The organism is Catellatospora sp. KI3 (genome assembly GCF_029948125.1).
In the GTDB taxonomy this organism is placed as follows: Bacteria; Actinomycetota; Actinomycetes; order Mycobacteriales; family Micromonosporaceae; genus Catellatospora.
The window spans coordinates 234,190-247,189 of sequence record NZ_JASAMB010000010.1 but is presented as its reverse complement, the minus strand read 5'-3'; the positions used below and the strand labels follow the sequence as shown (position 1 = coordinate 247,189).

The 13,000-nt window shown below is 74.6% G+C and carries 14 protein-coding genes and 1 pseudogene; 8 read left to right on the top strand and 7 right to left on the bottom strand.

The annotated features are described in order from the left end of the window. Nucleotides 1-25: 25 nt before the first annotated feature. The 7 genes from QEZ54_RS18500 to QEZ54_RS18470 form a co-directional block, all read right to left on the bottom strand. On the bottom strand, nt 26-223 hold the full coding sequence (locus tag QEZ54_RS18500; protein WP_281305887.1) for a hypothetical protein: 198 nt from the start codon (nt 221-223) through the stop codon (nt 26-28). A 51-nt stretch (nt 224-274) separates the two neighbouring features. Continuing rightward, entirely contained in the window at nt 275-829 is a 555-nt protein-coding gene (locus QEZ54_RS18495) for a DUF4262 domain-containing protein (RefSeq protein ID WP_281305886.1), read from the bottom strand. A 226-nt stretch (nt 830-1,055) separates the two neighbouring features. Further along, nucleotides 1,056-2,303, bottom strand: a complete 1,248-nt coding sequence (locus QEZ54_RS18490) for a hypothetical protein (RefSeq protein WP_281305885.1) — start codon at nt 2,301-2,303, stop codon at nt 1,056-1,058. A 119-nt stretch (nt 2,304-2,422) separates the two neighbouring features. After that, nucleotides 2,423-2,848: a hypothetical protein gene (locus tag QEZ54_RS18485; protein ID WP_281305884.1), complete on the bottom strand. Its 426-nt coding sequence runs from the start codon at nt 2,846-2,848 to the stop codon at nt 2,423-2,425. Next, nucleotides 2,845-3,315, bottom strand: a complete 471-nt coding sequence (locus QEZ54_RS18480; protein WP_281305883.1) for a MarR family transcriptional regulator — start codon at nt 3,313-3,315, stop codon at nt 2,845-2,847. The genes QEZ54_RS18485 and QEZ54_RS18480 overlap by 4 nt, the downstream gene beginning before the upstream one ends. 615 nt (nt 3,316-3,930) lie before the next feature. Then, nucleotides 3,931-5,406: a phytoene desaturase family protein gene (gene crtI / locus QEZ54_RS18475; protein ID WP_281305925.1), complete on the bottom strand. Its 1,476-nt coding sequence runs from the start codon at nt 5,404-5,406 to the stop codon at nt 3,931-3,933. 23 nt (nt 5,407-5,429) lie between these two features. After that, nucleotides 5,430-6,551, bottom strand: coding sequence for a polyprenyl synthetase family protein (locus QEZ54_RS18470; protein WP_281305882.1), 1,122 nt, complete (start codon nt 6,549-6,551; stop codon nt 5,430-5,432). Nucleotides 6,552-6,646: 95 nt separating this feature from the next. On the opposite strand from QEZ54_RS18470, the gene QEZ54_RS18465 reads away from it, so the two are divergent. The 8 genes and pseudogenes from QEZ54_RS18465 (at nt 6,647) to QEZ54_RS18430 (ending at nt 12,973) form a co-directional block, all read left to right on the top strand. After that, nucleotides 6,647-7,585, top strand: a complete 939-nt coding sequence (locus QEZ54_RS18465; protein WP_281305881.1) for a phytoene/squalene synthase family protein — start codon at nt 6,647-6,649, stop codon at nt 7,583-7,585. Next, nucleotides 7,585-7,980, top strand: a complete 396-nt coding sequence (locus tag QEZ54_RS18460; protein WP_281305880.1) for a lycopene cyclase domain-containing protein — start codon at nt 7,585-7,587, stop codon at nt 7,978-7,980. The genes QEZ54_RS18465 and QEZ54_RS18460 overlap by 1 nt, the downstream gene beginning before the upstream one ends. After that, nucleotides 7,970-8,302, top strand: coding sequence for a lycopene cyclase domain-containing protein (locus QEZ54_RS18455; RefSeq protein WP_281305879.1), 333 nt, complete (start codon nt 7,970-7,972; stop codon nt 8,300-8,302). The genes QEZ54_RS18460 and QEZ54_RS18455 overlap by 11 nt, the downstream gene beginning before the upstream one ends. Then, on the top strand, nt 8,295-8,966 hold the full coding sequence (locus tag QEZ54_RS18450) for a lysophospholipid acyltransferase family protein (protein ID WP_281305878.1): 672 nt from the start codon (nt 8,295-8,297) through the stop codon (nt 8,964-8,966). Before QEZ54_RS18455 ends, QEZ54_RS18450 begins: the two co-directional genes overlap by 8 nt. Continuing rightward, nucleotides 8,954-10,024 (top strand): glycosyltransferase family A protein, encoded by a 1,071-nt coding sequence (locus tag QEZ54_RS18445; protein ID WP_281305877.1) that lies wholly within the window; start codon nt 8,954-8,956, stop codon nt 10,022-10,024. Before QEZ54_RS18450 ends, QEZ54_RS18445 begins: the two co-directional genes overlap by 13 nt. Beyond that, nucleotides 10,021-11,172: a cytochrome P450 gene (locus QEZ54_RS18440; RefSeq protein ID WP_281305876.1), complete on the top strand. Its 1,152-nt coding sequence runs from the start codon at nt 10,021-10,023 to the stop codon at nt 11,170-11,172. Before QEZ54_RS18445 ends, QEZ54_RS18440 begins: the two co-directional genes overlap by 4 nt. Before the next feature lie 87 nt (nt 11,173-11,259). Further along, nucleotides 11,260-11,385: pseudogene (locus QEZ54_RS18435) on the top strand (YfcE family phosphodiesterase); the annotation flags it as partial. Between the two features lie 127 nt (nt 11,386-11,512). Further along, nucleotides 11,513-12,973, top strand: a complete 1,461-nt coding sequence (locus QEZ54_RS18430; RefSeq protein WP_281305875.1) for a hypothetical protein — start codon at nt 11,513-11,515, stop codon at nt 12,971-12,973. Nucleotides 12,974-13,000: the final 27 nt, after the last annotated feature.

The following is a 13,000-nucleotide window of genomic DNA, read 5'->3' as shown; positions in this document are numbered from 1 at the left end:
GCGGGTGCGCCACTTGTCCAGCGGCTCAGATGTTGTTGCTCCAGCCGCGCTTGATGTCCGTGGTCACGCGGGGCTCGCCCACGCGCAGCACGTCCCAGCGGCGGGCGGGCTCTTCGGAAGACTTGAGCGTGACCTGGTCCCCTACGCGCACCTTCGGCTCGACCCAGCACGTCAGATAGCGCCCGCTCGACCTCAGATCCACCTGTACCAGCATCGTCGTCATGCAAGGACGGTAGCCGCGCCCCGCCGCCGGACGCAGCCGATTTATCGCCGGCTACTGCCCGTCGCGCAGGGCGGTCCAGGCGTTGCGGGGGTGGTCGTCCCAGGGCAGCCACAGCATCGGCTGGCTGTCGCGGCAGGACGCCTCCACTTCGGCCTCCCACGGCCAGCGGCCCGACCGGTCCGGCCACACCAGCTGCAGCATCGGCGGGACCTTGCCCTGGTAGAAGCCGACGGCCTGACCGAACAGGTCGGCGTACCAGCTGAAATGCACCTTGCGCACCGCGACCGGGACGCCGCGCAGGATCTCGTCGCTGTCGCGGCCGTCGACCAGCGTGCCGCCGTCGCGGACCAGCCGCCCCGCCACGTTCACGATGTCCATCGCCTTCTCCACCGGCAGCCCGAACACCGACACCTCGGGGCGGCCCAGGCTGTGCCACAACCCCACCGTGTACGCCCACCCCGGCGACTGGTCGTCGGCGAGCACCCCGGCCGCGTGCCAGCCGTACTCACCGACATGGTCCACGACCGTCTGCCGGTGTGCTTCCAACTCCTCCCCCGAGGGCACGCACAGGCGGCATGAACAGGGCCGGGACAGATCAGGCTGCATCGGCGCATCGTATCCAGCCGTCGGTGCCGGGACGCCGCCGCGTCGGGCGGCGCCCCGGCCCGGCTCACCCGTGCTCGATCGGCAGGGTCTGCGATCCACCCGCCGCGTACGAGGGAGGCAGGTGGCTGCAGTTTCGGGGAAAGTGCAGGAATCTTGGGCGCCTTTCCTGCACTTTCCCCGAAACTGCACGAACCCGCGACGCGGGCTGCGGGGCCGCACGTCCCGGTCAGGGGGCGACGGCGAGCAGGGAGATGCGGTCGTTGAGGGAGGTGCCTACGAAGGGGTGGTCGCCCACGGTGTACAGGCGGCAGGTGCCCAGCCGCTCGCGGTCGTGTTCGCAGGCGACGGCGCGGCCGGAGCGGACCTTGAGGGAGCTGGCGGTGTCGTTGCCGACCTTGCCGAGGTCGGCGGCCGGGTACCAGCCGGGGCCGAACGCGGCGGAGGCGCCGTTGAGGTCGCGGTCGGCGTAGGCCAGGACGGAGTCGCCGCTCGCGCCGCCCGGGTAGACCGCGAGCAGGGACACGGCGTCGTTGAGGCGGCCGTCGGACAGGTCCCGGTCGCCGGGGCCGTACAGGCGGCACAGGCCGAGGTCGCCCTGTCCGATGAGGTCGGTGCGGTCGTCCGCGCACGCGATCACGCGGTAGCCGTCGGCCACGCGCAGTGCGGTGACCGCGTCGTTGCCGACCTGGGACAGCTCGCCGGCCAGCGCCTGGTGGATGCCGGGGCCGAAGGTCTGGCGGAGTCCGGCCATACCGGCGTCGCTGGTCGCGGTCAGCGCGGGACCGCCGACCGCGACCAGCGAGATCCTGCGCTGCAGGTCGTCGCCGACGCCGCTGTGCCGGCCGGGTCCGAACAGGCGGCACAGCCCGAGGTCGGCGTCGCTGCCGGCCGACACGCTGTCGCGGTCGCAGGCCACCACCCGGTAGCCGTCCTCGACGGCCAGCGAGGAGATCGCCGCCCCGAGCCGGTCGAGCGCGCCCGTGGCCGCCTCGAACCCGCCAGGCCCCAGCGGCAGGTCCGCGCCGGTGAACCCCGGCCCCTGGTACGCGGTGGCGCCCGCGTGGCGGGCGGGGCCGCCGTACACGGCCAGCAGGGAGATCTTGTCGTCGAGGTCCCTGCCCACGGAGTCGTGGCCGCCCGGCCCGAAGATGCGGCACCGGCCGAGGTCGCCCTCGTCGACCCGGCCTTCTCCGCCGCCCTCGACGCAGCCCACGGCCCGGTAGCCGGGCGCCACCCGCAGCGAGCTGATCGCGTCGTTCCCCACGGTGCCCAGTTCGCCCCGGGCGTTGTCGAACACGCCCGTGCCATACGACTGCCAGTCGCCGCCGAACGCCCGCCCCGAGTACGCGACCAGCGGCGGTGTCGCCGCGCCGGGCAGCGCCGCCGCCCGGCCGACCGGTGCCGCCCCGGCCTGCGCCCAGGCGAACGCGACCAGGATCGCCGCGCCCGCCGCCAGTGACTGCCGTGCCCGCATCTCAGACCCCCTCAGCCGGTGGAGTCCAAAATGCCCGTTAAGTGGTGTACGCACAATGCCTGGACGCCGGACTGTCACGCGCGCGAGGGCGATTGACCCCCGCGCGGGTGACCGTCCGGTCAGGCCGCCAGCTCCGCGTCCGCACGTACGGTGACCAGCCGCAGCACCCGCCCCGCGACGGCCAGCTCGTCGGCCGGGATGCCGCCGTAGAGCCGGGTGGTGACCTCGGCGACGCCCGCGCCGATCCGCCGGTACAGTTCGGCACCCGCGGCGGTCTGGGCCAGACCCCGGTCCCCGCCGCCCGCGATCAGCCCCGCGCCGACCAGCCGCTCGACCACGGCGGCGGCCTCCACCTCGCCGATCTTGAGTCCGGCGGCCATCCGGGCAGCCAGCGCCGCATGCGGCACCGGCTCGGCGCCGTCCGCGGTCAGGTTGAGCAGCACCCAGCCGTGGAAGTCGGTTCCGGCCCGGTCGAGCAGCCGGTCGAGGACGGCACGGGTGGCCCGTTCGGCCTGGCCGAGGATCTGTCCATTCAGCGTGGTCATGCTTGCTCCTTCGGGTCCAACTGCACGTCGAGCAGGAGATTCAGGTCGCGTACGAACGCGGCGGCGCGCTCGCCCGCAAGCCCGCCCAGCGGGGCGAGCAGTCGTTCCTGGAGGTCGCGGACGACGACGACGGCCCTGGCGGTCACGTCGCGACCCTGATCGGTCAGGTTCAGCCGCACGGCGCGGCTGTCGGCGGGGTCGGGGGCGCGGTCCACCAGCCCGGCGGATTCGAGGCCGCGGGCCAGTTTGGAGATGTAGAGCGGCTCCAGGCCGGTGTGGTCGGCCAGGCGGCGCTGGCTGGGGCTCTCGCCCGCGTGATGCATGCCGTAGAGGGACGCGAGCACCGAGTACTGCGCATGGGTGAGGCCGAGGGGCGCCACCGCCCGATCCACCGCGACCCTGAGCTTCATCGACAGCCGCCAGACCAGGAACCCCGGCGTCGCTATCCGCATCCGCGCTTCACTCACGCCGTTTAATGTACATGGCTACTATCGCCATGGCTAGTATTTCTCGGCTCCGAGACCCGCCCGGGTCCACCCCTGAGCGAACATCGAGGTTGAAGGACCGAAACGGCGATCATCCGTCCGCAGCGCCCCGATGGTCAGCACCTGCGGTCGAACCCGGCCGCTCGAACCCATCCGATGACCGCAACCAACGATCATCGAGCCACGGCCGCACAAGATCACCCTCAGCGGTCACCACCTGCACCACAACCCCGAACCGACCGCCTCGGCCTCCCGGCCCAGGCGCGTCACCACCGGAGTCGGCCGCGCCACGCCGAAACTCGCCGCGCCAGCTTCATGATCGGCGTGTGTCCTGGGTGGGACGTGATGATCGGCGCTTGGGGTCGGGAGGTCGCCCTGAAGTCCACTCAGTGACCACAGGCCGCGATCATCACGCCCGCAGGCGCTGGAGACCGGCGCTCGCGGGCGTAGCGCCGAGACCAGTGCAGCCTCATGATCGGCCTTCGCGGTCAGAACGTCGCCCCGACGTCCACCCCGTGGCCGCAAGCCGCGATCATCACGCCCGCAAGCGCGGGAGACCTGCGGTTGCCGACGTGATGAGGGCGGCTGAGGGCAGGGTCAGCCGGTGATGCGGGCGGCGGCGAGTTTGCCGGAGATCAGCACCATCGGCACGCCGACGCCGGGCGTGGTGCCGGAGCCGGTGAAGACCACGTTGGACAGCGACGGATGCAGGTTCCGGGGCCGGAACGGGCCCGACTGGGTCAGCGTGTGCGCGGCGGCGAACGGGGTCCCCGCCGCCATCCCCGCGTCGGCCCAGTCGGCGGGGGTCACCACATGCCGACTGCGGATGCCGTCGCCGAAGCCGACGTACCCGCGCTGCTCCAGCACCTCGACCAGCTCGTCGGCGTACGACTCGGCCAGCCCGCCGCGCCAGTCCTGCCGGCCCGTGGCCAGGTTCGGCACGGGCGCGAGCACGTAGTAGGTGTGCCCGCCGGCCGGGGCGACGCTCGGGTCGGTGCGGCTGGGGTTGGTGACCAGCAGCGACGGATCGCTCATCAGCCGCCCCTGGTTGATCACCTCGTCGAACGTCGACCGCCAGGCCCGCCCGAAGTGGATGTTGTGATGCCCGGCCTTGGCGTACCCGCGGTCGGAGCCGACGTGCATGACGACGCAGGAGGGCGAGTAGCGCAGGCGGCGGCGCGGGGCGGCGGCCCCGGTGACCAGGGCATGCGCGGCGGCGGTGTCGGGGTTGAGGACGACCGCGTCGGCCGGGATCCGCTCGCCGGAGGTGGTCACCACGGCGGTGGCGCGGCCGCCGCGCGACTCGACCCGGGCCACCTCGGTGCCGTACCGCATGACCACGCCGTGCTTCTCCCCCGCCGCGGCCAGGGCGCGCGGGACGGCGTGCATGCCGCCGTGCGGGAAGTAGACCCCGGCGACGGAGTCCAGGTAGGAGATCACGGTGTAGACGGCCAGGGCCTTGTGCGGGGACAGGCCCGCGTACATGGCCTGGAAGGAGAAGATGCGGCGGGTGCGGGGGTCCTTCAGGAAGTGGTCGATGCGCGACTGGAGGCGGCCGAAGGCACCGGCGGCGACCAGCCGCAGCAGGTTGGCCGTGAGCAGGTCGCGCGGGCTGTCGAAGTTCCGGTCGATGAAGTCGTTGCGCTCCAGCTCCCACAGGCGGCGCGCGTACGCGACGAAGCGCAGGTATCCGTCCGCCTCCGCCCGGCCGCACACCGTCGCGATCTCCTCGGCCATCCGCGCCGGGTCGGCGATGACGTCGAGCTTCGACCCGTCCGGGAACCAGGCCCGGTAGGCCGGGTCGAGCGGGGTGAGGGTGAGCCAGTCGGCCAGCTCCTCACCGACGGCGGCGAACGCCTCGGCGATCAGTTCGGGCATGGTCAGCACGGTCGGGCCGGTGTCGAACTCGTACCCGTCGCGCAGCAGGCGCCCGGCGCGGCCGCCCGGTTCGGCCTCGCGTTCCAGCACGGTCACCTGCCGCCCGGCGCCCGCCAGGTGCAGCGCGCAGGCCAGTCCACCGAGTCCGGCGCCGACCACGACCACGTGCTCGCTGGGTCCGCTGACGGTACGCATCCCCGCCTGCTCCTTCCTCGTGCTCATGCCGCGCGCCAGGCGACCGCGGCGGCCAGCTCGCCGAGCCCGTCGCGGACGGCCTCTGGCATCGGCGCGGACCCCAGCGCGGCCCGAGCGTCGGCGACCCGCTCGCCGATCATGTCACTGAGCTGCTCGGCCGCGCCGGTGACCCGCACGGCGGCGGCCAGCCGGCCCACGTCGGGGCGGGGTGCGGCCAGGATCGCGTCGAGTTCGGCGGCCTGGGCGGGGGTGGCGCGCTGCCGGGCGAGCAGCAGCAGCATGGTGGGTTTGCCGAGGTCGTCGCCGACGGGCTTGCCGGTGACGGCGGGTTCGCCGTACAGGCCGAGCAGGTCGTCGCGCAGCTGGAACGCCTCGCCGACGGCCAGGCCGTAGCCGGTGAAGGCGCGGCCGAGCGGCCCGTGCGCGAAGGCGGCGCCGCCGGATCCGGCCAGCGCGGCGCCGAAGTGCAGCGGCCAGGTGGCGGTGTAGCCGGCGGTCTTGAGGCGGGCGGTGCGCAGGGCCCGCTCGGGCGACCAGGTGCGGGCGCAGTCGCCGAGCACGTCGAGGAACTGGCCGGCCACGGCCTCGATCCGCATCCGGTCGTAGGCGGCGCGGGCGGTGGCCAGCACCGCGGCGGGTACGTCGGCGCGGGCCATCAGCCGGTCGGCCCAGACCAGGCACAGGTCGCCGACGAGGATCGCGCCCGCGTCGCCGAACCGGTCGGCGTCGCCGCGCAACCGCTGGGCGGTGTGCGTGGCGGCCAGCTGCCGGTGGGCCGTGGGGCGGCCGCGCCGGGTGTCGGAGCGGTCCATGACGTCGTCGTGGACCAGCGCGAACGCGTGCAGCAGTTCGAGGGCCGCCAGCGCGGGCAGGACCCGGTGCAGCGGGGCGTGCGGCCCGGCGGCGCTGCGCCAGCCCCAGTACGCGAAGAGCGGACGCACCCGCTTGCCGCCGCCCAGCACCGCCGCGCGGGCGGCCGAGACCAGCGGCTGCAGGGCCGGGTCGACCGCCATCAGGGCGGCGCTCTCCTCCCGGACGAAGTCGGCCAGCACGCGCTCGACGGCGGCGGGCAGCTCGGCCGGACCGGGTACGGCGGCCGCGCCATGGCCGTTTTCACAGGTCAACGGCCCGGAAGCAGCGAGCATGGAGGCAGGAGCGGAAGAGGTGTCGTTTGCCACGGGGCCAGACTAGCGTAGAGTCGAAGTTGCGTCGATTACTGAGTCGATTTGGGGAGGGCTTCGTGGAGCCGCAATTCGCGGAGGCGGAACTCGCGGCGGCGTACGCCCGCTGCCGGGACCTGCACCGACAGCACGGCCGCACCTACTACCTGGCTACCCGGCTGCTGCCGGCCTGGAAACGGCCGCATGTGCACGCCCTCTACGGCTTCACCCGCCACGCCGACGAGATCGTCGACCAGACCGAGGCGCTACCGCCCGCCGAACGGGCCCGGCTGCTGCGCGACTGGTCAGACCGGTTCGTCGCCGGGCTGCACGGCGCCCGCACCGACGACCCGCTGCTGCCCGCGGTGCTGCACACCATCGCCGCGTTCGACCTGGACCGCGCCGACTTCGCCTCGTTCCTGCACTCCATGGCCATGGACCTGGAGATCGCCGAGTACGCCGACTACGACGCGCTGCTGGAGTACATGGAGGGCTCGGCGGCGGTGATCGGCACGATGATGCTGCCCATCCTCGACCCGGCCGACCCGGCCCAGGCCCGCGAGCCCGCCCGGCAGCTGGGGCTGGCGTTCCAGCTGACCAACTTCATCCGCGACGTGGCCGAGGACCTGGACCGGGGCCGGGTCTACCTGCCGCAGGAGGACCTGCGTCGATTCGGGCTCAGCACCGCCGACCTGCACCTGTGCGCCCAGCGCGGCACGTCGACCACAGCCGTACGCGAGCTGGTCCGGTTCGAGATCGCCCGCGCACGCGAGCACTACGCCCTGGCCGCGCCCGGGGTGACCATGCTCGCCCCGACCTCGCAGGCCTGCATCCGCACCGCGTACCACCTGTACGCGGGCATCCTCGACGAGGTGGAGGCGGCCGACCACGACGTGTTCGCCCGCCGTGCCGTGGTGCCCAACCGGCGCCGCCTGGCGGTGGCCGCCCGCTGCCTGCTGACCCGGCCCGGCACGCCCGTCACCGCGCCGCCGGTGCTGGACCCGCAGCCGGTGCCGTGATGGATCCGCTGCGCTACCTGCTGATTCTGCTCGCCTGCCTGGCCGTGACCCTGCCGCTGGAGCTGCTGCTCGGCGCCCGCGTCTACCGCCGCCCGCGGCGCCTGCTGGCCGCGCTCGCCCCGGTGGTGGCGCTGTTCGTGCTGTGGGACCTGGCCGCGGTCGCGCGCGGCCACTGGTGGTTCGACCCGCGCTACACCACCGGCGTACGGCTGCTCGGGCTGCCTGTCGAGGAGTGGCTGTTCTTCGTGGTCGTCCCCCTCTGCGCCCTGCTGACCTACGAGGTCCTCGGCCGCACCCGCCACCTGCTCCGGTTGGGAAGGGGCCCTTCTACTACGGAAAGCGATAAGAAGGGTCCCTTCCTTTCACCGCAGGCGGGGGGCGGGCGTGGGCGGTGAGTACACCGTCGCCGCGATAGCGGCGCCGCTGGCGGTGGTGGCGCTGGAGTTGTGGGTGCTGCGGACCGGGCTGCTGCGCAGCGCGCGGTACTGGCTCACCATGGCCATCGCGTTCGCGTTCCAGGTGCCCGTCGACGGCTGGCTGACCAGGCCGGACGCGACCGTCGTGCACTATGACGACGCGGCGATCTCGGGGCTGCGGGTGCCGTGGCACATCCCGGTCGAGGACTACGGGTTCGGGTTCGCGCTGATGACGCTGACGCTGCTGCTGTGGCTGAAGCTGCGCCCGGCCCGCGCCGCCGAACGGGGCGCCGATGACTGAGCCGAGCCTGCTCGGCGGTCTGCTGCGAACGGGGTTCGACCGGATGGTGCGGCGCGAGCTGCGCGGGGTGTACCTGCGCGGCGGGCTGCCCGTCGGCCCGTTCGTCTGGGCGGCCAACCACCACAGCTGGTGGGACCCGTTCGTGGCCTCGGCGGTGCTGCGCCGGGCCGGTCGCCCCGCCTGCCTGCTGATGCTGCAGGAGAACCTGGACCGCTACCGGTTCTTCCGGCACGCCGGCGTCTTCGGCAGCGCCGAGCTGGCCACCGGCCTGCGGCTGCTGGCCCGGGGCCGCACCCTGGTCATCTACCCCGAGGGCGAGCTGCGCCCGGCCGCCCCGCCCGGCCCGCTGTCGCCCGGCGCCGCCTGGTACGCCGAGCGCGCCGGGCTGCCCCTGCTGTCGGTCGCGGTCCGGGTGGTGCTGCGCGGCCACGACCGGCCGGAGGCGTACGTGTCGTGCACGGCGGTGCCGGGCAAGGGCAGGGTCGCCGACACCACTGAGCTGCTGGCCGAGACGCTGGCCGAGGACCTGGCCAACCTGGACGGGCAGCTGGCCGTGGCGGACCCGCGTACGCCGCTGGCCGGGTTCCGGCGGGTGGTCGCCGGGCGGGCCGGTCGCGACGAGCGGATCGACCGGCTGACGGGGGCGCTGCCGTGGCGGTCGTAGGCACCCTGGTCGCGGCGTTCCACCTGGCCAAGACGGCGGGGCTGGTCGCCAACGCGCGGTCGTTCCCGGTGCTGCGGCTCGGGCAGCGGGCGCCGGGGCGGCCTCGGACGTCGCTGCTGGTGCCCGCGCGCGATGAGGCGCGGCGGCTGCCGTACACGATCCCGGGTCTGCTCGCCCAGCCCGCCGAGGAGATCCTGATCCTCGACGACGGCTCCACCGACGACACCGCCGCGATCGTGCGCGGCTTCGCCGACCCCCGGCTGCGGCTGCTCACCGGCACCCCCCGGCCCGACGGGTGGATCGGCAAGAACTGGGCCTGCCACCAGCTCGCGCAGGCCGCCACCGGCGACCTGCTGGTGTACGCCGACGCCGACGTCACCCTGCGGCCCGGCGCCCTGGACGCGGTATGGGCGCAGCTGCGCCGCCAGCGCGCCGACGTGTTCAGCGTGTTCCCGCGCCAGCAGACCGGCACCCTGGGCGAGCGGATGCTGGTGCCGCTGATCGACGAGAACCTGCTCGCGTTCCTGCCGCACCAGCTGCTGGACCTGCCCATCCGGGCGGCGGCGGTGGCCAACGGGCAGCTGCTGGCGTTCCGCCGGGCGGCGTACGAGCACGTCGGCGGGCACGCGGCCGTCGCCGACCAGATCGTGGAGGATCTGGAGCTGGCCCGGCTCAGCCGCCGCAAGGGCCTCAAGCTCGGGCTCGCGCTGGGCGGCGACCTGATCAGCACCCGGATGTACGACGGCTACCCGGCCACGGTGCGCGGCATGGGCAAGAGCATGCGGGCCGCGCACGGCGGCAGCGACCTGGTGCTGGCGGCCAGCGCCGCGTTCAACGTCACCGCGTACACGGTGCCGTGGCTGCTGTGGCGGCGCGGGGCGGCGTGGCGGGTCGCGGCGGTGCTCGGCCTGGCCGAGCGGTTGCTGGCCAACGCCAAGACCGGGCGCGGGGCGTACGCCGAGGCCGCGCTGGTGCCGTTCATCGCCCCGGCCGCGCTCCCGGTTTACGCCGTCGCGCTGCGGCGCACCGCCGTCTGGAAGGGACGCCGCTACCCGTGACCGCGCTACTGGCCCGATCGACCCCGGTCCGGCTGCCCGCCCCCGCGACCACGCCGGTGTTCGGGCACCTGTGGCGGTGGACCCGTGACCCGGTGCGCCTGCTCACCGAGGGCGCCCGGACCGGGCCGGTGTTCCGGCTGCGGCTGTGGCGCCCCGCCGTGGTCGGCTACCGGCCGGAGTGGAACCGGGCCGTCCTCGGCGACCTCGACACGTTCCGCAGCCGGGGCAGCCTGAGCGGGCTCACGCCGTACCTGTCGGCGGGCGTCGTCTACACCGACGTGCCCGCGCACGACCCGAGGCGGCGCGAGCTGAACCCGCACTTCCACTCGCGCGGCCTGGCCCACCTGCAGACCCGCCTGGCGGAGGCGGCGGCCGCGCGGCTGCCCGAGAGCCCGTTCGAGGCGCTCGAATGGGCCGGGCACACGGTGCGGCGGATGCTGAACGCGGCGTTCTTCGGCGGCGCGCTCGACGAGCGGCTGCTGGCGGCGTTCCTGCGCCCGCTGGAGCGCCCGGTGCCGGGCCCGATGCTGCCCCGGCCGCTGCTGTTCCGGCGCCTGGACGCGGCGATCGCGCGGGTGCTGGCCGACCCGCCCGAGGGCAGCCTCGCCGGCGCGCTGTCCGGGATGGACGACGCGGTCGCCGAGACGAGGGTGGCGCTGGCGGCGGGGTACGACACCACGGCGCATACCCTCGCGTGGGCGCTGTGGCACCTGGCCGGCGCGCCCGAGTGGCGCACCGCGCAGGCGCTGCCGCTGGTGCTGGACGAGATCCTGCGGCTGTACCCGGCGGGGTGGCTGGGCAGCCGGATCACCTCGACCGACACCGAGGTGGCCGGGGTGCCGCTGCGCGCGCGCACGCTGGTGCTGTACTCGCCGCTGCTAACCCACCGCGATCCGGACCTGTGGCCGCACCCGGACGAGTTCCGGCCGCAGCGCTTCGCCGACGGCGGCCGCCCGGCCTGGGGGTTCCTGCCGTTCAGCGCGGGCCGCCGCACCTGCCTGGGCGCCCACCTGGCCCGCGCGATGCTGCTCGCCGCCCTGACCCCCTGGTGCGACGGCCCCCTCACGCAGGTCTCAGGCAACCCGACCCCCACCGCCGCGATCGCCCTCCGCCCCGTCGGCCCCCTCCTCCTCACCCGCCGTCGTTAGGGGCAGTTTCGGGGGAAGTGCAGGAATCTTGGCGTCCTTTCGTGCACTTTCCCCGAAACTGCACGCTGCCCGCGTAGCGTCGCGGGGGTGCTTGTCGTGGTCATGGCGGATACGCACCTGCCGAAGCGGGCGCGGGACCTGCCCACACCGCTCTGGGAGGCGGTCGACCGCGCCGACGTGGTGGTCCGCGCGGGTGACTGGGTGGATCTCGCCGCGGCCCACCTGAGCAGCGCGCTCCGCACAGCCCCGGCGAGTGGTCGTTGCCGTCGCCGGGGCGGGCCGGTAGGGTCCGCTGGCGCGCGGCGCCGCTGATCGGGTGCCGCCGACAGGAGGCATGGACATGACGACTGGCGTGGTCTTCCCCCTCAGCGACGGCACCGACCGCAGCACCTCCGCGCTCGGCCGCGCCGTCGTCGCCGACGCGCTGCGGGCCGCGGACCCGGTCGGAGCCCGCGCCGCCGACCATGAGACGAACTGGCGCGCCGACTACCTGGTGCACTTCCGGCGGCTGGTCGAGGCCGGGCTGGGCTCCGGCGACACCGCGCGGGCCGTCGCCGCGGCGGGGCTCGCCTCGCTGCACGACCGGATGCGGGTGGCCGACCCCGACGGCACCGAGATCGGGCTGCGCGAGGCGTTCGACGCGAAGCCGGGCGCCGAGCTGGGCACGGCCGTGGTCGCCGGGGACGGCCCGGTCGACCGCGAGCTGTCCCTGCCGTACCGGGGCGAGCGGCTGCGCGGGGACGCTCTCCTGCGGCGCCTGGACGCGTGGACCGAGGCGGGCGTGATCGAGCCGGGCTGCGCCGAGGCGGTGCGCGCGGTGCAGGCCAATCCGGACTGGCTGGACCTGTCCGACCTGCGGGTGGCGGTGCTGGGCGCGGGCGCGGAGATGGGGCCGACGCGGTCGCTGCTGCGCTGGGGCGCCGACGTGGTCGCCGTCGACCTGCCCCGGCCGGGCCTGTGGCGCGAGCTGCTGGAGGCGGTACGCCGCTCCGGCGGCCGGGTGCACCTGCCGGTGCCCGCCGGGTACGACGGCGGCGGCGACGTGGCCGAGGTCGCGGGCGCGGACCTGCTGCACCACCTGCCCGCCGTCGGCGCCTGGCTGCGCGGGTTCGAGGGCCGCCTGGTCGTCGGCAACTACGTCTACGCCGACGGGGCGGTCAACGTCCGCGTCTGCACCGCCGTCGACGCGCTGACCGAGCACCTGCGCGCCCACCGGCCGGACACGGCCCTGTCGTTCCTGGCCACCCCGACCGACGTGTTCGCCGTCCCGGCCGATGCGGTGGCGCGGGCCGAGCGCAACTACCACGAGTCGTCGCTGCTGCGTACGCTGCGCGGGCCGCTGCGGATGGTGTCGGCGGGGCGGCTGCTGCGGCGCAACTACGCCCCCGGCGCCGACCCGGGCGTCTGCGACAGCCTGGTGGCCCAGCAGGGGCCGAACTACGCGCTGGCCAAGCGGCTGCAGCGGTGGCGCGCGGCGGTGGCCCGGCAGCAGGGCGCCACGGTCAGCTTCAAGGTGGCCCCGCCGACCCGGACCCGGTCGGTGGTGAAGAACAGGGTGCTGGCGGCGGCGTACGCGGGGGCGCCGGCGTTCGGGGTGGAGATCTTCGACCCGGCGACGAGCAACACGCTGATGGCGGCGCTGCTCGTGCACGACCTGCGCAACCCGCCGCCGGTGCGCGAGCACGTGTGGCAGGAGGAGGCCGACGGGGCGGCGCACGGCGGGCTGTGGCGGATGCCGTACGCCCCGCGCAGCGCCCTGGGCCTGGCCGCCCTGCTCGGCCTCGGCGGCGCCCGCGGCTGAGCCGCCGCCCGACAGACGCCGGAGCCC

What these genes read in the sequence shown, in the direction of transcription:
- QEZ54_RS18485 (WP_281305884.1), bottom strand. Translation starts at nt 2,848, where the DNA reads ATGACCACGCTGAATGGACAGATCCTCGGCCAGGCCGAACGGGCCACC.
- crtI (WP_281305925.1), bottom strand. Translation starts at nt 5,406, where the DNA reads ATGCGTACCGTCAGCGGACCCAGCGAGCACGTGGTCGTGGTCGGCGCC.
- QEZ54_RS18495 (WP_281305886.1), bottom strand. Translation starts at nt 829, where the DNA reads ATGCAGCCTGATCTGTCCCGGCCCTGTTCATGCCGCCTGTGCGTGCCC.
- QEZ54_RS18490 (WP_281305885.1), bottom strand. Translation starts at nt 2,303, where the DNA reads ATGCGGGCACGGCAGTCACTGGCGGCGGGCGCGGCGATCCTGGTCGCG.
- QEZ54_RS18500 (WP_281305887.1), bottom strand. Translation starts at nt 223, where the DNA reads ATGACGACGATGCTGGTACAGGTGGATCTGAGGTCGAGCGGGCGCTAT.
- QEZ54_RS18470 (WP_281305882.1), bottom strand. Translation starts at nt 6,551, where the DNA reads ATGCTCGCTGCTTCCGGGCCGTTGACCTGTGAAAACGGCCATGGCGCG.
- QEZ54_RS18450 (WP_281305878.1), top strand. Translation starts at nt 8,295, where the DNA reads ATGACTGAGCCGAGCCTGCTCGGCGGTCTGCTGCGAACGGGGTTCGAC.
- QEZ54_RS18460 (WP_281305880.1), top strand. Translation starts at nt 7,585, where the DNA reads ATGGATCCGCTGCGCTACCTGCTGATTCTGCTCGCCTGCCTGGCCGTG.
- QEZ54_RS18430 (WP_281305875.1), top strand. Translation starts at nt 11,513, where the DNA reads ATGACGACTGGCGTGGTCTTCCCCCTCAGCGACGGCACCGACCGCAGC.